The 21,949-nt window shown below is 37.0% G+C and carries 15 protein-coding genes; 11 read left to right on the forward strand and 4 right to left on the reverse strand.

Annotation, left to right across the window (positions count from 1 at the left end; translation table 11 throughout):
- The first annotated feature begins 25 nt into the window (after window positions 1-25).
- The 5 genes from carA (at window position 26) to AC0IWE_RS01155 (ending at window position 5,152) form a co-directional block, all read left to right on the forward strand.
- Window positions 26-1,138 carry a glutamine-hydrolyzing carbamoyl-phosphate synthase small subunit gene (gene carA, locus AC0IWE_RS01135; protein ID WP_055912393.1) on the forward strand — a complete coding sequence of 371 codons (1,113 nt, stop codon included), beginning with the start codon at window positions 26-28 and terminating at the stop codon, window positions 1,136-1,138.
- A 228-nt stretch (window positions 1,139-1,366) separates the two neighbouring features.
- Window positions 1,367-2,131 (forward strand): ABC transporter ATP-binding protein, encoded by a 765-nt coding sequence (locus AC0IWE_RS01140; protein WP_055912395.1) that lies wholly within the window; start codon window positions 1,367-1,369, stop codon window positions 2,129-2,131.
- Between the two features lie 75 nt (window positions 2,132-2,206).
- Window positions 2,207-3,328: an ABC transporter permease gene (locus tag AC0IWE_RS01145; protein ID WP_471791589.1), complete on the forward strand. Its 1,122-nt coding sequence runs from the start codon at window positions 2,207-2,209 to the stop codon at window positions 3,326-3,328.
- Between the two features lie 128 nt (window positions 3,329-3,456).
- Window positions 3,457-4,413, forward strand: a complete 957-nt coding sequence (locus AC0IWE_RS01150; protein ID WP_471791590.1) for a Fic family protein — start codon at window positions 3,457-3,459, stop codon at window positions 4,411-4,413.
- A gap of 55 nt (window positions 4,414-4,468) precedes the next feature.
- The gene (locus AC0IWE_RS01155) at window positions 4,469-5,152 is read left to right on the forward strand and encodes an XAC2610-related protein (protein ID WP_055912399.1); all 684 of its coding nucleotides are present in this window, start codon (window positions 4,469-4,471) and stop codon (window positions 5,150-5,152) included.
- Between the two features lie 159 nt (window positions 5,153-5,311).
- Here AC0IWE_RS01155 and AC0IWE_RS01160 read toward each other — a convergent pair whose 3' ends face one another.
- The 4 genes from AC0IWE_RS01160 to kbl all read right to left on the reverse strand — a co-directional run bounded on the left by AC0IWE_RS01160 (window position 5,312) and on the right by kbl (window position 8,676).
- On the reverse strand, window positions 5,312-5,887 hold the full coding sequence (locus AC0IWE_RS01160; RefSeq protein WP_029274048.1) for a TetR/AcrR family transcriptional regulator: 576 nt from the start codon (window positions 5,885-5,887) through the stop codon (window positions 5,312-5,314).
- Window position 5,888: 1 nt separating this feature from the next.
- On the reverse strand, window positions 5,889-6,299 hold the full coding sequence (locus AC0IWE_RS01165) for a Rieske (2Fe-2S) protein (RefSeq protein ID WP_235526166.1): 411 nt from the start codon (window positions 6,297-6,299) through the stop codon (window positions 5,889-5,891).
- On the reverse strand, window positions 6,299-7,339 hold the full coding sequence (gene pheS / locus AC0IWE_RS01170; protein ID WP_055912403.1) for a phenylalanine--tRNA ligase subunit alpha: 1,041 nt from the start codon (window positions 7,337-7,339) through the stop codon (window positions 6,299-6,301). Before pheS ends, AC0IWE_RS01165 begins: the two co-directional genes overlap by 1 nt.
- 149 nt (window positions 7,340-7,488) lie before the next feature.
- On the reverse strand, window positions 7,489-8,676 hold the full coding sequence (gene kbl, locus AC0IWE_RS01175) for a glycine C-acetyltransferase (protein WP_471791591.1): 1,188 nt from the start codon (window positions 8,674-8,676) through the stop codon (window positions 7,489-7,491).
- A 246-nt stretch (window positions 8,677-8,922) separates the two neighbouring features.
- On the opposite strand from kbl, the gene AC0IWE_RS01180 reads away from it, so the two are divergent.
- From AC0IWE_RS01180 to AC0IWE_RS01205, 6 genes are all read left to right on the forward strand, one after another.
- On the forward strand, window positions 8,923-11,370 hold the full coding sequence (locus AC0IWE_RS01180) for a DUF5686 and carboxypeptidase regulatory-like domain-containing protein (protein WP_471791592.1): 2,448 nt from the start codon (window positions 8,923-8,925) through the stop codon (window positions 11,368-11,370).
- A 192-nt stretch (window positions 11,371-11,562) separates the two neighbouring features.
- Window positions 11,563-12,498 carry an oxygen-dependent tRNA uridine(34) hydroxylase TrhO gene (gene trhO, locus AC0IWE_RS01185; RefSeq protein ID WP_471791593.1) on the forward strand — a complete coding sequence of 312 codons (936 nt, stop codon included), beginning with the start codon at window positions 11,563-11,565 and terminating at the stop codon, window positions 12,496-12,498.
- Window positions 12,499-12,763: 265 nt separating this feature from the next.
- Window positions 12,764-15,643, forward strand: coding sequence for a triple tyrosine motif-containing protein (locus AC0IWE_RS01190; RefSeq protein WP_471791594.1), 2,880 nt, complete (start codon window positions 12,764-12,766; stop codon window positions 15,641-15,643).
- A gap of 355 nt (window positions 15,644-15,998) precedes the next feature.
- The gene (locus tag AC0IWE_RS01195) at window positions 15,999-19,010 is read left to right on the forward strand and encodes a SusC/RagA family TonB-linked outer membrane protein (RefSeq protein WP_471791595.1); all 3,012 of its coding nucleotides are present in this window, start codon (window positions 15,999-16,001) and stop codon (window positions 19,008-19,010) included.
- Window positions 19,011-19,021: 11 nt separating this feature from the next.
- Window positions 19,022-20,494 carry a RagB/SusD family nutrient uptake outer membrane protein gene (locus AC0IWE_RS01200; protein ID WP_471791596.1) on the forward strand — a complete coding sequence of 491 codons (1,473 nt, stop codon included), beginning with the start codon at window positions 19,022-19,024 and terminating at the stop codon, window positions 20,492-20,494.
- 64 nt (window positions 20,495-20,558) lie between these two features.
- A complete protein-coding gene (locus AC0IWE_RS01205) occupies window positions 20,559-21,938 on the forward strand; it encodes a glucoamylase family protein (protein ID WP_471791597.1) in 1,380 nt (459 codons plus the stop codon).
- Window positions 21,939-21,949: the final 11 nt, after the last annotated feature.

Raw genomic sequence — 21,949 nt, forward strand, 5'->3', positions numbered from 1 at the left:
AATCAAAATCCATATTGTAATCACTATGACTAACTACACCAAGTTACCTGCGATTTTATTACTGGCCGATGGCACGGTTTTTTACGGCAAAGCGGCCGGAAAAATTGGCACTACTACTGGCGAAATTTGTTTTAATACCGGGATGACAGGTTACCAGGAAATTTTTACTGATCCAAGTTATTTCGGACAGATCATGGTTACCACCAATGCGCATATTGGTAACTACGGAATCCATAAAGATGAAATCGAATCGGGTTCGATTAAAATTGCTGGTTTAGTTTGTAAAAATTACAACATCACTTATAGCCGTAAAGAGGCAACAGAATCTATTCAGGATTATTTCCAGAATGATAACCTTGTAGCCATATCCGACATTGATACACGTGCATTGGTTCGCCACATTAGAGATAAAGGTGCCATGAACGCGATTATCTCTTCAGAAATTACTGATCTTGACGAATTAAAACAAAAACTTTCTGAGGTGCCTTCAATGGATGGGCTGGAACTTTCTTCTAAAGTAAGTACAACAGAACCTTATTTTTATGGTAACCCTGAAGCCAGCTTAAAAGTTGCAGCTTTAGATTTGGGCATTAAGAAGAACATTTTACGCAGTTTCGAAAACCGTGATATTTATGTGCAGGTTTTCCCTGCAAAAACTACTTTTACCGAAATGGAAAAATTTAATCCAGATGGTTATTTTATTTCCAACGGCCCCGGCGATCCATCAGTAATGCCTTATGCAGTAGAAACTATAAAAGATATTTTAGCTGTAGATAAACCTTTGTTCGGAATTTGCTTAGGTCACCAGTTACTGGCAGAAGCCAATGATATTGGTACAATGAAAATGTTTAACGGCCACCGTGGATTAAACCACCCTGTTAAAAACATCATCAAAAACCACTGCGAGGTTACTTCACAAAACCATGGATTTGGTGTAATTCCGGATGAAGTTAGAAACTCAGATAAAGTAGAAATTACACACGTTAATTTAAACGATAAATCTATCGAAGGTATCCGTGTTAAAGGTAAAAAAGCATTTTCTGTTCAATATCACCCTGAATCTTCTCCAGGCCCACATGATTCTCGTTACCTATTCGATGATTTTGTTGAAGTAATGAAAGGTGAATTAAGCTGGTAGATTGATATAAAATACTGAGATTTGGAGCTAAAGCTTAAATCAAAGCATTTTAACAATTAACAAAAATCAATAATATAATCTGCGGATTTGCGGCAAAATTAAGGCTGCCGGTCCGCAGATTTGTTTTTTTACCATTTTTCGCCTGCTTAAAACATCATTTTACCGACATTTTCATTTATTCTTTCATAATTCATTTTCAATTCATGTAAAGCTCCTTACATTCGCAATATGGAAACAAAAAAAGCCATTATCAGTGTTACAGATCTGGTAAAAAAGTACGATGATTTTGTGGCTGTTCAAGGCCTTAGTTTTGAGGTATACGAACATGAGATTTTTGGTTTACTCGGACCAAATGGTGCTGGCAAAACCACCACGCTCGAAATTATCGAAACCTTACGGGAAAAAACCTCAGGCGAAATTATTGTTGACGGTTTTTCTGTGGATAAACAACCACACAACATTAAGCAGATTATTGGAGTACAGTTACAGGCAGCGGGCTATTACCCAAATTTAAACCTGATTGAACTGATCGAACTTTTTGCCGGTTTATATGGCGCTAATATCAAACCGATGGAAATGCTGGAGAAAGTAAACCTTCAGGATAAGGCAAAAGCGAAATATAAGGCACTTTCAGGAGGCCAGAAGCAGCGTTTCTCTATCGCCACCACACTAATCAACCAACCTAAAATCATCTTTCTTGATGAACCTACAACAGGCTTAGATCCACAAGCGAGAAGAAACCTTTGGGATTTGATTATCGAAATACGAAATGCAGGCACAACAGTTGTAATTACCACCCATTACATGGATGAGGCCGAGCAATTATGCGATCGTGTGGCTTTTGTAGAACGCGGACAGATTATCGCTCTCGATACCCCTGATAATTTAATTGATAAACTGGTAAGCAGTGGTTTCGAACGTAAAAAAGAAGTTAAAAAAGCCAATCTGGAAGACGTTTTCATTAACCTTACCGGACAGGAATGGAGAGAATAATTCATTGTAAATTCTTAATCGGGAACCCGAAATCCAGTGCTTAAAACATTTTTAAAAAAAACCAGCAGAACCAACATGCAAAAAGATATACAAGAAAGAGATTCAAACTCCGCAACAGCGGTTGGGCGATATAGCAATACCAAAGCAACACTTGCCCTTGCCAAAGCAAGTTTCAGATCCATTATGCGGAGCCCTTCGGCAGTGGTATTTACGCTTGCATTTCCTTTAATATTTATCCTTGTATTTGGGTTTTTAGGCGGTGGTGGCACCCATATCGATGTGGGTGTTACGCCAGGATCTGACATTAACAACCCTGTGATTGGGATGTTAGCGAAAACGGGTATGATTAGGCTCATCAAGGATAAAACGAAAGCGGATTTTGATAAATTACTCGAAAAAGGTAATGTTGATGCAATGATTGATGTGCATAAAAAAGTAAATTCTACAGCTTATTCGGTAAATGTGGTTTACACTTCAGCATCAAGAGATAAAGGCGGAATTTTAAAATCGGTTTTGAACAATGTTTTTTATGATAAAAACCTAAAATCAACAGTTGCAGAGATAAAAGAAAGCACCATTACAGGCCGCGAATATAAAACCATTGATTTTATTCTCCCAGGGCAATTGGGTTTTTCTCTATTAAGCACGGGGGTTTTCGGAACAGCATTTGTATTTTTAAGCTTGCGCCAAACCCTGGTAATTAAACGCTTTTTTGCCACTCCGGTAAAACGTTCGAGTATTGTAATTGGCGAGGGTATTGCCCGTATCGGCTTTGCTTTGCTGGGCGCATTGTTTATTATTCTGATTGGTCATTTCTTTTTTGGCTTTACACTCGTAAATGGTGCCATAACGGTCATTAATATGCTTATACTGGCCACGCTTGGTATTATTGTATTTATGGGTTTTGGTTTTATCATTTCTGGCATAGCCAAAAGCGAAAGTATGGTACCTCCTATTTCGAACATTGTTACCTTACCTCAATTCTTGTTATCGGGTACTTTCTTTTCCATTGAGGCTTTTCCAAGCTGGTTACAACCCATTAGCAGAGCCCTACCACTTACCTATTTAAACGATGCCATGCGTAAGGTAGCTTTCGAAGGTTCGGGTTTGTGGGATGTGAAATTCCAGATTATGATTTTATTGCTTTGGGGCATCGGAATCTATGCTGTAGCAATAAAGGTATTTAAATGGGAATAGCCTATCTTAAGTTTATGTAAAGCAATTTTCAGCGGAGGCTTAAGATTGTGTTATACCTACTTTTTAAAAAGTTGTTAATATCGGATAAGTTTATTTTTATATCCTACCGATATTTAATACATTTGAATATGTGGGAATTTGATTTAAGGGATTTAGAAGAGCTGCAACCGCAGATAAACAGGCTTTATAATAAAAAGGCACGGCTAGAAACCTCCAGGCCATTGCCAAATAGCGCTCTACACCGCATTAAACAAGACCTTACCTTAGAGTGGACGTATAACTCAAATAGTATAGAAGGCAATACTTTGAGCTTAAAAGAAACCCAAATGGTTTTACAGGAAGGAATGACTGTTAAAGGAAAATCGTTAAGGGAGCATTTTGAAGCCTATAATCACGAAAAAGCGATAGATTACCTTTATACCCTAATCAATAAAAACTACACGCTTAGAAGTATTGATATTTTATCGCTGCATGGCTTAGTATTGAGAAGCATCGAAGATGATTTTGCCGGCCGCTTAAGAAATGGTGGGGTTCGTATTGTTGGGGCAAATTTTACTCCGCCAAATGCAAATAAGGTTTCTGATTTATTGGATCAATTAATCGATTTTATAAACCATAACACTTTAAGCTTAAGCGATGTACTATTGTCTACTATTTTTCACCATAAACTTGTTTGGATCCATCCTTTTTTCGATGGGAATGGCCGTACAGTAAGGTTAGCCATGAATTTATTGCTTATGAGAAATGGCTTCCCTCCTGCAATTATCCTTAAAAACGACAGAAAAAAATACTACGAAGCACTTAACCAGGCAAATAAAGGCAGTTATTATAAACTTTGCTTATTGATGTTACAAGCTTTAGAACGTTCACTTAACATTTACATCAATGCTTTGCCTGGAAACACTTACGGAGATTATGAGCCGATATCACATATTGTTTCAGAGCCTGATGTTCCATATGGGCAAGAATACGTGAGTTTATTGGCCAGGCAAGGTAAAATAGATGCCTATAAGGAAGGAAAAGATTGGCTTACAACAAAGTCGGCAGTGCAAAGTTATATCAAAACGCGTAAAAGAAAACGTTAACCTTTTTTAACTTTTTACCCTGTGATATTGATGTAATTTTACCAAAAAATATTTAATGAAAAATTTAATCATTTTTTGCAGTATTTTATTGATTGCCAGTACCTCGAAAGCCCAATTTAAGTTTTTAGCTAACAACAGTTCCAATCAGTATAAGGCAAAAATTTTCGTAGATAAATGCGAAGGTAACGCTTGCAGCGGAAAAGCAACTGTTATCATTTATGATAAAATATCAGACAGGGAAATTGATACTTTCCATTCAGAAGACCTTGATTTTGGCTTAACGGAAACACAGAACGCGAAACTTGGCTGGCTTGAACTTGGTAAATACCAAACTCCACTTATTTTTGGCGATTTTAACTTTGATGGATTTGAAGATATCGCCATTAGAAATGGAAACAATGGTGCTTATTCCAGTCCCTCGTATAATGTTTATTTATCCTCAAAAGACAACAAGTTTGTTTTGAATAGCGAACTCACCAAACTTGCAAGCGAAAACCTGGGCATGTTTGATGTAGATAAAAAAGCCAAACAGATTGCCACACACCAAAAAGATGGATGCTGTTTTGACAAAACCATTAATTATAAATATGATGCTAAAAGCTTGCTTTACGAAGATTCATCGGTAATTGAAGACTCAAGTATTGCCGATAATGTTACCGTAATTACGCAAAAACTGGTTGATGGCAAAATGAAAAGAACTGTGCAAAAGTTTAAAATGAAAGATTATTATAATCAGTAAATCTATTAACCTCGTTTCAAATTAAAGCTCGCTTTTAGAAAAAACTCTCTAAAGATGTATTACCTAAAGTGCTCACTCTGAATATATTTCAGAGTCTATATCGCAAAAAAAATGCTGAAATAAATTCAGCATAACGATCAGCTTATCTAGCTAAATAGTTTAAAGTGCAGCTTTTACCAAAAATGGCAAAATCTCTTTTTGAAAGCTTACAAAGTTTTTGCGCACATCCGAGTCACTCACCGAAGTAAATGCGAACGAAAATACAATGCTTTTACTCGCTTTTAGCAAAAAGGCTAACCCTTCTCTCCTTGCAGGATTATTCTTAAAGTTATCCAACTGAAGGTAAGCGGCCAATAATAAGGCCTCCAACTGATCAGAAAGATGCTTTAAAAACTCTTGTGAATTGGCATTTTCGCGTACAAAATCCCAACCGATAAACTCATTACAGGCTGTAAACGATAAACGGCTGGTTTTCATCACTAAGGCCTTTAAATGCTCCTCTTCTGAAGCATAGCTTAATTTATTATGCAGAATTTCGTGAAGGTTCTGATCAAGATAATCCATAAGGATGCTATCCAGAACCTGCTCTTTACTTTCGAAATATTTGTAAATGGTTGCTTTTGCTATACGCGCTTTTTTAGCAATTTCGTTTACGCTGGTTTTATGATAACCATACTTTCTGAATAGTTCTTTGGCAGCTTTTTTTACTGTTTCTTTTATTTTTTCAGCTTCCATTTTAATTGCTTACGTGTAATAGTGTGTTGCCCTGCAACGAAATATTGTATGCTTTTAAGCTTCTTTCGGCTGGTGCTTTCTGCGGACTGCCATCAAGCAGTGAAAATTTAGCACCCGAACATGCATCAGTAGCCGTTACGCCACTCTCATCCGGAGCTACCTTACAAATTTTCTCTGGATTTACAGTACTGCAACGATCAAAGGCTACGTAAGTACCCAATGGCGTTTTAACAATTAACAAGCCACCAACACCATAATTAGAAACCACCAATACATTATTTACAGCTTTTATACTGAATTCTGTTAAGGTAACATTATAATTAACAGGCACATCCGGAATGTAACCTTCATCTTTACCACAAGCTGTGGCAAAAACAAGCACAAACAATATGCTGTATAAATGCTTCATCATTAAATTAAAGCCGATTTAAATTGCTTCAGAAAACGTGAATCATTTTCTGAAAATAAACGCAAATCTTTAATTTCATATTTTAGGTTGGTAATACGCTCTATTCCCATTCCAAATGCAAAACCACTGTATTTTTTAGAATCTATACCGCAGTTTTCCAATACATTAGGATCTACCATACCGCAGCCCAAGATCTCTACCCAGCCGCTATATTTACAAAACTGGCAACCGGCTCCTTTACAAATGGTACAAGAAATATCCATCTCTGCAGATGGTTCTGTAAAAGGAAAATATGATGGACGGAAACGCACTTTGGTTCCTTCTCCATATAACTCCTGAACAAAATAAAACAAGGTTTGCTTTAAATCTGCGAATGAAACATTTTCATCAACATACAAACCTTCTACCTGATGAAAAAAACAGTGTGCACGTGCCGAAATGGCTTCGTTACGGTAAACGCGACCAGGCATAATTGCCCTGAATGGTGGTTGGCCCTGCTCCATCATCCGTACCTGTACGGAAGAAGTATGTGTACGCAAAGCAATATCGCCTTTTTCGCCACCTTTTTTAATAAAGAAAGTATCCTGCATATCTCTTGCCGGATGTTCTTCAGGGAAGTTCAAAGCGGAGAAATTATGCCAATCATCTTCAATTTCAGGACCTTCTGCTACCGTAAAACCCAATTTGGCAAATATTTCTACAATCTCTCTTCGCACAAGGGCCAATGGATGGCGCGAACCAATTTCGAAACCTTCACCTGGTAAAGTTAAATCCAGTTGAGCGCTTTCTGTATTGGTTTCAGTACTTTCTGTAGATTCCTTTAATGTTAAATATTTAGATTCGGCAAGTTGTTTAAACTCATTTAAAACCTTTCCTAATGATCTTTTTTCTTCAACAGAAACAGATTTAAATTCGTCGAAAATCTCCTTGATAATGCCTTTGCTTCCTAAGTATTTAATGCGGAATTGCTCTAACTCGTCTGCTTTTTCGGTTACGAAAGCATTAATTTTATCGGTATATAGTGTTATTTTGTCCTGTAACATGGCTTCAAATATACGGCAAATTATCTAATATTTTTAAAGTTGCCGGGTTCAAATAATCTGTTTACAATATCCTTATAAAAGAAAATGAACCCGTAAACAACAAAAGCCACATAAAGCGGCTTTTGTTGTTTACGTTAGATCTATAAGTTTTAAATCACACCTAATTCTTTACCAACTTTGGTAAAAGCGGCAATCGCTTTATCCAAATGGTGTTGTTCATGAGCGGCAGATAACTGCACACGGATCCTTGCTTTGCCTTGCGGTACAACCGGATAAAAAAAGCCAATTACATAAATACCCTCTTCCAACATTTTTGCTGCAAATTGTTGCGCAATTTTAGCATCATACAACATTACCGGAACAATCGGGTGAAAGCCAGGTTTAATATCAAAACCGGCTGCCGTCATTTTCTCACGGAAATATTTGGTATTGTTTTCCAATTTATCTCTTAAAGAAGTGGTTTCGCTCAACATATCCAATACGGCGATAGATGCGCCTGCAATTGCCGGAGCCAATGTATTGGAAAATAAATAAGGCCGTGAGCGCTGACGCAACATATCGATGATTTCTTTTTTTCCAGAGGTAAAACCTCCTGATGCACCACCTAAAGCTTTACCCAATGTACCTGTAATGATATCGATACGGTCAATCACTTTAAAATGTTCGTGCGTTCCGCGACCATTTTTACCGATAAAGCCAGTGCAATGCGATTCATCAATCATGATCAAAGCTTCATATTTATCAGCCAAATCAGCAATTTTATCCAATGGGGCTACAGATCCATCCATCGAAAAAGCTCCATCGGTAACAATAATTCTATGTCTGCAATCTTTAGCGGCAATTAATTGTTTTTCAAGATCTTCCATATCCGCATTTTTATAACGGAAACGCTGTGCTTTACATAACCTTACACCATCAATGATCGATGCATGGTTTAATTCGTCAGAAATAATGGCATCTTCTGCATTAAACAATGGCTCAAAAACACCGCCGTTTGCATCAAATGCAGCTGCATATAAAATGGTATCTTCTGTACCTAAAAATTTAGAAATCTTTGCTTCCAGTTCTTTATGCACATCTTGTGTACCACAGATAAAACGCACTGAAGACATTCCGTAACCATGATCGTCGATTGCTTTTTTAGCTGCTTCTATCACTTTTGGATGAGAAGAAAGCCCTAAATAATTATTTGCACAAAAGTTAACTACTTCAGCACCGCCACTTACTTTAATATCGGCACCCTGAGGGGTAATAATAATACGTTCGCGTTTAAATAATCCAGCGTTTTCGATTTCTTCAAGTTCTTTTTGAAGAACAGGTTGTAATGTTTTATACATGGCCTTTTTATGGTTGATTTTATGCCCAAAGTTATAAAAAAAAGTCTTCTCCGACCTAAAAACGCAATTTTATCCCTATATTTTACACACAAACGTTTGATCGATTGTATAATCTGTGAAAATTTTAAGTCGGTAAGTAAATCGGTTTATGCAAATTATTTTTTTTCGATCTTAACAAACTTTAACACACCCCTATATGTATAGTCTTAAAAGTTATTCGATATTTATAGCTTACTAATCTAACTTATGATAAAAATTTGCGCGCTCCTATTTTTTTGTGGCCTCACCAATTTTGTTTTAGCTCAACAATTTACCATTACAGGAACAGTAAAAGATAGCAGCGGTCAGCCTGTTCCTTTTGCTTCTGTTTATCTAAAAAACACCACTACCGGAACTTCTGCAAATGTTGATGGAAAATATTCGATGAAGCTAAAAAGCGGAGAATATACCTTAAGTTTCAGGGCAGTAGGCTACAAGCAGCAGGATCACATTATTAACCTTAAGGATGATTTAACCCTTAATGTAACCGTTACATCCGAAAGTTATACTTTAGAAAATGTAAATATCAGGGCAAATGCCGAAGATCCTGCTTATGCCATTATCCGTAAGGCAATTAAACAAAGAAAAACACATTTAGAAGAAGTTAAGGCCTTTAGTTGCGATGTTTATATTAAAGGTGTGCAACGCTTAAAGGGTGCTCCAAAAAAATTCTTTGGTCAGGATATTCAAAAAGTGTTAGAACTCGACACCAATAGAAAAGGGATTATTTATCTTTCAGAATCACAGAGTAAGTTTAATTTCAGAAGACCAAATGATGTACATGAAGAAATGATTTCGTCAAAAGTTGCTGGAAGGAATAATGCTTTTAGCTTTAACAAAGCATCGGATCTGATTATTAATTTTTACGACAATTACCTGCTCGAAAATAAATTGAGTGCAAGGGGATTTATTTCTCCGATTGCAGATAATGCACTATTTTATTATAAATATAAGCTGCTTGGCGAAAGCAAAGAAAATGGGGAGCTTATTCATAAAATTGAGGTAATTCCACGCCGTGAAAACGATCCTGTTTTTAGAGGGATTATTTACATTATAGATGAAAGCTGGAGAATATACAACACCGATGTTTACCTTACCAAAAACGCCGGCATCAACTTTATTGACACTCTAAACATCAGTCAACAGTTTACCAAGGTTAAAGATCTTTATATGCCAACGGCCATTAACTTTCAATTTGCCGGTAATGTATTGGGCTTTAAAATTGCTGGCTATTACGTTGGGATATATAACAATTACAACATTGATCCAAAATTCCCTAAAAACTATTTCAGTGGCGAAATTTTGAAAATTACCGAAATGGTAAACAAGAAAGATTCTGCTTACTGGGCCAATAACCGGCCTATTCCGTTAACAGGTGATGAAAAGCTTAATTATGTTAAAAAGGATAGTATTGCCAAACTTAAAGAATCGAAAAAGTATCTTGATTCATTAGAAAAAGACAACAACAAATTCGGAATTGGCAAACTGTTGCTCAGGGGATATAGCATTAACGATCGTTATGATAAAGAATATTGGTCGTTCGACCCTGTGCTTAGGGCAATATTTTACAATACTGTAGAAGGGTTTGCCGTTAAATATGGCGTTACTTACCGTAAAGAATTCGCCAATAGACGATCTTACTCCATACGACCAGAATTGAGGTATGGCTTTGCAAATCAAAAACTTACAGGAAGTTTAACAGGAAGTTATTATTACAACCCACTTAAAAGAGCCAGTGTAGGTGCATCTTTCGGAAACGGAATTTTCGACTTGAACAACCTGGGCTCTATGACGGCTCTGGGTAATTCTATCAACTCCTTGTTTTATGAGAAAAACTTCTCTAAATTTTACGAAAAGAATTTCATCAACATCAACACCACCCGCGAATTGGCCACAGGTTTACAAGCAAGTGTAAGTGTTGATTACAGCCATAACAAGAATTTAAGTAATAGCACTACATTTAAGTTTATAGATGCAAAAGACAGGGAGTTTACTTCGAACAATCCTTTTAGTCCGACTGTTGAGACACCACTTTTCCCAACTTATAATTCACTTAGTGCAACCGCAAGTTTAACTTATACCATGGGGCAAAAATACATTACACGCCCTGATGGTAAGTTTTATACAGAATCGCGCTTTCCTAAAATTACGGTATTGTATAAAAAGGGATTTCATGGTGTCTTAAATAGCGATATTGACTATGATTTTGTTAAGCTGGAGGTTTCTCAAGACAGAATCGGATTGGGATTATGGGGTTATACATCTTTTCTGGCAGGTGTTGGCAAGTTCTTAAATAATGATAAAATGTATTACCCTGATTTTAAACACTTTGCGGGTAATATTTCTACAATTTTCCCTCCTAACTTAAGAAAGTTCCAATATTTGGATTTTTACCAGTTCAGTACCAACCAGCAATATTTTGAAGCACATTTGGAGCATAATTTTGCAGGTTTTTTCATGAACAAAATTCCATTGTTGCGTAAAGCTAAACTGGAAGAATTTATTGGTGGGGGTTATCTTTCCTCTCCTGAAAAAAGGAATTATAAAGAGTTTTATTTTGGTATTCAACGCTTGGTTTTAAGGGCAAGTTATGGTTTTGCTTATGATGGCGGCACCAAATTAACGCAAGGATTTAGAATTTCTTACGGCTTTTAATGAGGTTGAAGGTAGAGGGCAGGAAATTTTAGCGCAAATACACCTAAATTTTCAAATCGATGATAAGTTTGTTGATGAAGAGTTTAGGGCATAAATGCCTTCAACCTTTCTGCCTTCAGCCTTTCTATCTTCATCCTTTTTTACTATCTTTGCCCCGCTTTAAACGCCGTTTGCAACGGTATCAACAGCGTTATGAAAAAATATCAAACACTACTTTACTATTGCTATAGTTACATAGCAGAGGCAGAACAATTTGCTGCCGATCACCTTAAATTTTGTAAATCTCTGGATTTAGTTGGCCGCATTATCGTTGCTGATGAGGGTTTGAACGGAACCGTTTCGGGAACGGCTGAAGCTTGCGAAGCTTACATGAAAGCGGTACATGCGGATGAGCGTTTCGCTAAAACCGAATTCAAAATAGACGATGTTGAAGAGCCTTCTTTCCTTAAAATGCACTGCCGTTATAAATCTGAAATTGTGCATTCGGGTTTAAGGGATACTTCGATTATCAATCCCAATGAAAAAACAGGAAAACATTTAGAACCGGTTGATTTCATGAAAATGAAAGATGACGAGGATGTTATTATCCTTGATGTACGCTCTAATTATGAACATAACCTCGGGAAATTCAAAAACGCAGTAACACTAGATATCGAGAATTTCAGAGATTTTCCGGAGCAGATTAATCAGCTTGCACAATATAAAGACAAGAAAATACTGACTTATTGCACTGGTGGCATTAAGTGTGAAAAAGCTTCTGCATTACTATTACATCACGGTTTTAATGATGTTTACCAATTGCATGGCGGGATTATTAAATACGGTAAAGAAGCGGGTGGAAAAGATTTTGAAGGTAAATGTTATGTTTTTGATAACCGTATTGCTGTTGATGTAAATGAAGTAAATCCAACCATAGTTTCGGTTTGCTATAATTGCGGTAAAACTACCCCAAAAATGATCAATTGTGCCAATCCGGAATGTAATGAGCACATTACTCAATGTGATGAATGCGGAGAAGAACTTCAGGGTTGCTGCTCAACAGCGTGCACTACAAATCCTCGTAAACGCCCATATGATGGTACTGGCTATTATGTGAAGGTTCCTCAGCCGGTAGCGGTTAAGGCCTAAAGATAATTCAGCAAGACGCTTGTGTTGGTTTTTAGTGTTGTTACCCTGAAATCATTTTAGAGCATATCCTAACAAGAGATGCTGAAATAAATTCAGCAAGACGGTTGTATTGGTTTTTAGTGTTGTTAACCTGAATTCATTTTAGAGCATATCTTAACAATAGATGCTGAAATAAATTCAGCAAGACGATTGTGCGGTGTATCGCCCTTATTAAACAATTTTTCATTTACTTTGTGTAATAATGGGTTTACCCAATTGCCATTTTATGCTAAACTATTTCCGGTTCCTAATACTTTTATCCAGTTTTACGATTAACTGCTATGCCTCAGAGATTAAAAGCATTGGCGTACCCTATATAGAAAATTATCCCAAATCGGTTTATTCATCAGGAAACCAAAACTGGAGCATCACAAAAGATAAAAATGGCGTAATGTACTTTGGTAACGCTGAAGGACTTTTAACTTTTGATGGCCGCTATTGGCAAAAATACCAGATGCCCAACAGGCAGATTGTAAGATCGGTAGCTACTGATAATAAGGGGCGTATTTACACAGGTAGCTTTGGCGAATTTGGCTACTGGGCCATTAAAAACAATAAATTAAGTTATAACTCGCTTATCAGTTTATTACCTAAAGGCATAAAAATAAATGATGAGGTATGGAAAATTTATGTAGATCAGGATCGGGTGATCTTTCAATCCTTTTCTAAAATTTTCATCTATAAAAATAACAAAATCGAGGTGGTAAAATCGCCATCTTCATTTCTCTTTCTGCATAAAATAAATAACCGATACCTTATAGAGGTACTTGAAAAAGGGCTCTTCGAACTTGTTGGAAATAAACTGATTCATATCCCAAATAGTGAAAAACTTGGCAAAGAAGGGATTCTGTCCATCCTTCCTTATAAAACCAATGGATTGATAATCGGCACCAGTAAAAATGGGCTTTTTACTTATGACGGGAAAGATTTTACACCATTGAACACTCCTGCCAACAGTTACCTTAAAACTTATCAACTCAACAATGGTGTTAGCTTGCTGGGTAAATACTTTGCTTACGGCACCATTCTGAACGGATTGATCATTATTGACGAAAATGGAAGGGTTGTACAACGCATTAATAAATCGAGCGGTTTACAAAACAACACTGTTTTAAGTTTATACGCAGATAATGAACAGAATCTTTGGACGGGATTGGATAACGGGATCGACAGGATTGAACTTAATTCGCCTTTATATTTCTATTTTGATAAAACTGGTCAGTTCGGTACCGTGTATTCCAGTATTATTTTCAACAATAAAATTTATCTGGGTACTAACCAGGGTTTATTTTATAGTGATTGGTCGCCGGATAATCTTTTACCTTTTAATTTCCGGTTAATTCCCAATTCGCAGGGCCAGGTATGGGAACTCACCATTATTGACAATGAACTCATTTGCGGGCATAATAGTGGTACATTTAAAGTAAACGGAGATAAGATCGACTGGCTTTCAAGATCTGCCGGCGGTTGGACGATTAAAAAACTCAATACAAATCCAAATTACCTGGTTCAGGGTACTTACACCGGGCTTTCGCTTTTTACAGAATCTTCGGCATCGGGTTTAAAATTTGTGACGAATGTTACAGGATTTGATGCTCCATCCAGGTATGTTGAACAAGATAATAAAGGAGATATTTGGGTTGCACATGCGTACAAAGGTTTATTTAAACTAACTTTAAGTGCAAATTATACCAGTGTAACGAGTACTAAATATTTCGATGAAAAGAATGGTTTGCCGGGTAATTATAACATCAACATTTTCAATTTAGAAAATAAGATTGTTTTTTCTTCTGATGCAGGTTTTTACACCTACGATGAGCTGAGCAATAAATTTACCAAATATGAAGCGTTAAATAAGGAACTAGGCTCTTTTCAATCTTCCAATAAAATTATTAATGCTGGTGGTAAAAAATATTGGTTTATTAACCATGGAAAAACGGCCCTCGTTAATTTTAGCGAGCCTGGAAAGGTAGAGATAGATTCGAACCAGTTTAGCATTTTAGATGGCCGGATGGTACAATATTATGAAAACATCAGCCGAATTAGCAATTCAATTTACCTGATCAGTGTTGATGATGGTTTTGTGATTTATAATCCAACTGCCCAGCTGAATATGCAGAAGCAGAAGCTTCCGGCTGTGCTGATCCGTCGTGTTGAAGACATTACCGATAAGTTTTCACTCATAAGCGAATCAGGAAATAATGAGGAAACAACGGAGATTCAAAACAGCAGAAATAACATCAGAATTTCTTATGCATTGCCATATTACCGCCAGGCTAAGGTTAAATATCAATTTTATTTAGAAGGTTATTCAAAATCATGGTCTGACTGGAGTTACGCCACACAGAAAGATTTTACCAATTTAAGTGCAGGTAATTATGTTTTTAAAGTTAGGGCCAAAATAGATGATAATACAGTAAGCCAGGAAACAACCTATTCTTTTACCATTTTGCGCCCCTGGTACCTTAATAACTGGGCATTATTGAGCTACACTATCTTATTTGTAATCGTGTTGATTTTAGGCAAAAAACTTTACGAGCGAAAACTTAATAGGGATAGTAAAAAAATAAGTGACCGTTTACAAGCTGAGCAAGAAGAGAAATTAAGAAAAGAAGCTGAAATTAATGAAAAGCAGATCATTAAGTTGCAAACGGAGAAACTACAGGCCGAACTGGCTTCCAAAAACAGAGAATTGGCCAACTCTGCCATGACTTTAGTGTACAAAAATGAGTTGCTACAGAAACTAAGTGATGAAATAACCAAACTTAAAGACGAAAATGGCAAAAAGCTTTCGGATGATCAAACCCGAAAAATCCAGAAGGTTATTAACGATGGAATGAATGATGAACGGGATTGGCATTTATTCGAAAACAGCTTTAATGAAGCACACGAAAGTTTCTTTAAAAAATTAAAAGCACAGCACCCGGATCTTGTTCCGAACGATTTAAAACTTTGCGCCTACCTAAGGATGAATATGAGTAGCAAAGAAATGTCGTCACTACTTAATATCAGTTTAAGAGGTGTAGAAATACGCCGCTACCGTTTGCGTAAAAAGCTCGAAGTGCCACATGATAAAAACTTAACTGAGTTTTTAATGGAGCTTTAATTTACCTCATTTTAAAAGCAAAAACTTAATCAGAGTAGCACGGAAAAATTTGTGCGAAAAACGCTTTTTGCGGATTATTTGCTATTAAACATCAAATCAGCACTACATCATTACCTCTCATACCGGGTTTCTATGCCCCACAAATCACTTAGTGTTATTTATACACTTAACCATATGTTAATATTATGTTAAAATCCAATAAAACTGTGTTTTTGACCTAAAATGGCATTTGGTTTAATCGTTAACTAAACCAAATTGGTTTTCATGATGTATTAATGTAGAGGTAGAAACACTTGCACATCATCAAAAACAACCTCACATTTAACTAACAATTAAACTAAATTTATAATAAAGCATGAAAAGAATCTTTACAAGAATTTCTGTTCTCGCTGCATTTTGTTTGCTAACAATTAACGTAGCATTTGCGCAAAACATTACCATAAAAGGTAAGGTAATTGATGGGGGTGATAAAACACCTTTACCTGGCGTAACTATTTTAGTTAAGGGCACACAAACTGGCACGCAAACAGATGTAAACGGCGGCTACTCCATTAGCGCGCCGGCTAATGCCACATTAGTATTTAACTTTGTAGGCTATACAGCACTTGAGCAGGCTGTAAATAATCAAACTACCCTTAATGTATCCCTAGCATCATCAACACAACAATTAGAGCAGGTTGTGGTTGTGGGTTATGGTACGCAGAGAAAAATTGATGTTACAGGATCTGTAGCTTCAGTAAAGGGAGAAGATATTTCAAAACAGATTTCAACAAATCCTGTTGGTGCATTACAAGGTAAAGTAGCAGGTGTTTCCATTACCAATACTGGTACGCCAGGCGGTTCACCAACCATCACCATCAGAGGTACCGGTACCATTTATGGTAAAACAGTACCATTATATGTAGTAGACGGTGTATGGTATGATGATATTAACTTTTTAAACCCTTCTGACATTGCAAATATTAGTATTTTAAAAGATGCTTCTGCGCAATCTATTTATGGTATCAGGGCTGCCAATGGTGTAGTTCTGGTAACAACAAATAAAGGTAAAAAAGGTGATGCTGTAATCAATTACAATGGTACCGTGGGTTTCCAGAAGGTGACTAACAAGGTTGAGATGGCAAATGCTTCAGAATATGCTACTGCAGTAAATGAGGCCTATGCACTTCAAACCCCTGCTGTTGCTCCATTATTTTCAAATACCAACCTTGGAGAAGGAACCAACTGGTATGATGTAGTTTTAAGAGATGCTTTGATTACCAATCACCAGCTTTCTGTTAGTGGTGGAAGCGAAAAATCTACTTATAACTTATCTTTAGGTTATTTGGATCAGGACGGAATTGTTAAAAACAACAATTATAAAAGGTATACAGCCCGATTATCAAACGACTTCCAGATTTTCAAACCATTAAAAATTGGATATAATGTAACAGCAGCTTCAAGCAAGTCTAAAGATGCACCATCATCTATATTCAGGGCCTTATACGCAGCCTCTCCTGTTGTTCCGGTATTTAATGCTGATGGAACTTATGGCGATCCTAATGCATTTAACTTGGGTAATGGCAGTAACATGAATCCTCAAGCTACATTGGATTTCTTTAATCAGCAAACCACAAAATACAAGGTTACCGGAAATATATTTGCAGAGTTGAAGTTTTTGAAAGACTTCACATTTAAAACAAGCTTTGGTGGTGATTTTAGTCAGGACGAAGTTCGAGGTTATATTCCGGTGTACAAAGCAAGCAATACCCAACAAAATACCAATAGTAAATTGGATATTGATCGTGTTGAAAACAGAAACTGGATTATAGAAAACACTTTAACTTACGATAAAAAGTGGAACGACCACAGTTTAACAGTGTTGGTAGGACAAACTGCCCAGCGTAATAAAATGTATACGATCAATGCAGATGCATTAAACGTTCCTTATTCATCAGAAGGAGATTTGTATTTAGCACTTGGCGATGCGTCTACCAGAAACGTTACAGATCTAGGTGAATTATCAACCTTTGCTTCGTATTTCGGAAGAGTTAATTATTCTTATAAAAACAAGTATTTATTAAATGCCTCTATAAGAAGAGATGGTGCTTCACAGTTTTATGGCACGAATAACTTATGGGGGAATTTCCCTTCTATTGGTGCAGGATGGGTGATCAGTAATGAGGAATTCATGAAAGATCAAAAAATATTCAGTAATTTAAAACTTAGAGGAAGCTGGGGTAAAGTAGGAAATGCTGGTGTTCCAATTAACCCTACTGTATTAAGAGTAGATCAGAGTCCTGGATATATTGCCTTTTTTAATGGCATTCCTTATACCGGTGCCAGTATTAATTCATTTGTTCCACCAACATTATATTGGGAAAGAAGTGCAGGTACTGATATTGGCTTAGAAATGGGTTTTCTGAATAACAGATTAACCATCGAAACAGATTATTATAACAGAAAAACTGAGCAATCAATATTTGATATTCCAATATTAGGAAATACAGGTGCTGAAACCCCAACTCTTATTGCAAATCAAGCAGATATCCAAAACCGAGGCTTTGAATTTTCTGCAACTTGGGCTGATAAAACAGACGGTGGGTTTACTTATTCCATCAGTGGAAATGTTGGCATGAATGAAAACAAAGTGATCAACGTAACATCTGGAGCAAATCCAATTTACAGAGGAGGCGCAGGATTAACCAGTGGATACTTATCAACCAGAACAGTGAATAATCGTCCGATTGGTGAGTTTTATGGTTATCAAGTTGAAGGAGTTTTCCAAACAGATGCTGAAGCCGCAGCTTGGCCAGGTTTTAAAAGAGGCGATTTTAAATACGCTGATACTAATGGCGATGGCGTGATTGATTTAAGAGACAGGGTAGTACTTGGAAATCCAAATCCTAAATTTACCTATGGTGTAAACACTAATTTTGCCTATAAAAATTTCGATTTAACATTAGATATTCAAGGCGTTGCTGATGTTAGTGTATATAACGCGAACTTGGGTAACCGTTTTGGTAATGAGAATTTCACTAAAGATTTTATCAACAACCGTTGGACGGGTGCTGGAACATCTAATACATATTCATCTGCTGATTTAGCTGGTGGATTAAATAATGCACCAAATTCTTTCTATGTAGAAAAAGGTGACTATATCCGGTTAAGAAATATCCAACTGGGTTATACATTACCAAGCGCCATAAGCAGTAAAATGAAAATGCAGCGTTTAAGAGTATTTGCAAATGCCCAAAATGCACTTAACATCTTCGGATATAAAGGCTTTAGCCCTGAAGTTGGTGGAGCACCTACAAATGCAGGCATAGATACTAACGTTTATCCATTATTCGCAACGTATAATTTCGGCGTTAACGTAACTTTCTAATCGACATCAAAATGAAAAAAAATATAAATATACAATCATGCGTAATTGCAGCCGCGCTTGGCGCAATGCTCTTTACAGCATCATGTAAAAAGGAATTTTTAAATGTTCCCCCTCAAGGTCAACAGCCTTCTGCTACGTTTTGGCAAAACCAGGATGATGCCTTAAAAGGTGTAAATGCAATTTATGCCAATTTACGCAGCTGGAACAATGTGGCCTTTAATGCAATTGCTATAGAAAGTACCGGATCTGACGAAGCCGATAAAGGTAGTACACCTACAGATGCAACCTTTTTCAATTTGTATGATCAGTTTACGGTTACCGCTACACATGGCACCTTACAGGATTTCTGGACAGGTCAGTATCAAAACATTAATCTTTGCAACCAGGTATTAGATAATGTTCCAAATATCAATATGGATGCCGCACTTAAAGCCAGATATTTAGCTGAAGCAAAATTTATCAGGGCATATTCTTACTTTAGACTTGTAAGAGCTTATGGAAGAGTTCCTTTAAGACTAACAGTGCCTAAAGAAAATACAGAATTTAATATTCCACAAGCTGAGAAAGCTGCGGTATATGCTCAAATTGAAAAAGACCTGACAGAAGCAGCTGCTGTATTACCACAATCATACGGTTCTGCAGATTTAGGGAGGGCTACAAAAGGTGCAGCACTTGGCATGAAAGCTAAAGTTGCCATGTATCAAAACAAATGGGCAGATGTACTTGCACTTACCAACCAGGTAATGGGCTTAGGATATGATCTGTTTCCAGATTTTGAGAAAGGTTTCAGAACACAAAATGAAAATAATATTGAGTCTTTATTTGAAGTACAGGCAGAATTATTACAGAGTAATGCAGATGCTTCAAATTCGCAATATAGCCAGGTTCAGGGTGTAGCCGGTGTTATGGGATGGGGTTTCAATACACCATCTGAGGCACTAGCAAATGCTTTTGAACCAGGAGATCCACGCAGAGATGCAACTATTTTATTTAAAGGAGAAACTACCCCTCAAGGCGATTTAGTCCCTACTACTGTACCAAACGAAAGATACAATCAAAAATCGTATGTTCCATTTGCAACACGGGTATCTGGCTTTAACGAAGGTGCGCAACAGAATTTCAGGGTATTGAGATTCGCCGATGTTCTTTTAATGAACGCAGAAGCTGCCAATGAATTGGGCAATCCTTCGCAAGCATTAACCTCACTAAACAAGGTACGTGCACGTGCAAGAGGTGGAAATAATAATATCCTTCCAAATGTAACCACCACAGATAAGGATGCATTGCGTCAAGCGATCTGGAAAGAAAGACAGGTTGAACTTGCAATGGAAAACGACCGTTACTTTGATGTTATACGTCAGGGAAGAGCAGCAACAGTTTTTGGTCCTAAAGGATGGAAAGCAAATAAAAATGAAGTTTGGCCAATTCCTCAGAATGAAATTGACTTAAGCGGTGGATTATTAAAACAAAATCCTGGCTATTAAAACTTAAATCTAAATAAAGGTTGTCGGCTAAAACCGACAGCCTTTATTTCCTTTGTTCCGTACCATGTCAAAAACATACCTAAAAAAAATTACTTTAATATTTGCAGCCACATTAGGCTCTTTTTTACTTGTAAGTGCTTGTTCAAAGCATAAAAACAGCAAATATACCCCTGATCTCACCATCAAGAAAAACCTATCAGATGTTGAGTTATTGGATCTCGTTCAGAAACAAACCTTCCAATACTTTTGGGATGGAGCCGAGCCAACATCAGGTGCTGGCAGGGAGCGTTTTCACGTAGATAACGTTTATCCTGAAAATGATAAAAACACAGTTGCTACAGGGGCAACAGGTTTTGGGTTGATGGCTATTTTAAGTGGTATTGACAGAAACTATGTAACCAAACAAGAGGGTTTGGAAAGATTAAACAAAATATTGGATTTCCTATCCAAAGCAGATCGTTTTCATGGAGCCTGGTCTCACTGGATAAATGGCGAGACTGGAAAAGTACGTCCATTCGGACAAAAAGACAATGGAGGCGACTTAGTTGAAACTTCATTTGTGGCGCAGGCTTTAATCTGCATCAACGAATATTATAAAAATGGAACCGAACCCGAAAAAGCCCTGGCAAAAAAAGCAGATGAGCTTTGGAAAGGCATCGATTTTAACTGGTTCCGCAATGGGCAAAATGTATTGTACTGGCATTGGTCGCCAGAATACAACTGGGAAATGAACTTTCCTGTAAAAGGCTATAATGAATGTTTAATTATGTATGTTATGGCAGTCTCATCCCCTACCCATGGCGTTCCTGCCGAAGTATACCACGAAGGTTGGGCAAGGAGTGGCGCAATTAAAGCGAATTTCGATCTGTATGGTCATCATATTCCATTAGATTATCAAGGTGCAAAAAATTCTGTGGGTCCGTTATTTTGGGCACATTACTCATATTTAGGCTTAAACCCGAAAGGTTTAAAAGATCGTTATGCTGATTATTGGCAAAATAATGTAAATCAAACATTGGCTATCCACGATTACTGTGTGGCCAATCCGAAGAAATTTAAAGGTTATGGTGAAAATAACTGGGGTTTAACCGCTAGTTATTCAGTAAAAGGTTATGCAGCCCATAGCCTTCAGGAAGATTTGGGCGTTATTTCTCCTACTGCTGCAATTTCATCCATACCTTATACTCCTAAAGAATCGATGAAGGTAATCAGACACCTTTATGAAGACCTGGGCGATAAAGTTTGGGGTAAATATGGCTTTTATGATGCCTTTTCTGAAACCGACAACTGGTACCCAAAAAGATATTTAGGCATAGATCAGGGACCAATGGTAGTGATGATCGAAAATTACAGATCAGGGCTGCTTTGGAAGTTATTTATGAAAAATACCGATGTAAAAAATGGCTTAACCAAACTCGGCTTTGAAAGCCCGGAAATAAAATAATTTAAAGCCAA

The sequence above is a fragment of the Pedobacter sp. AC402 genome (genome assembly GCF_979252805.1).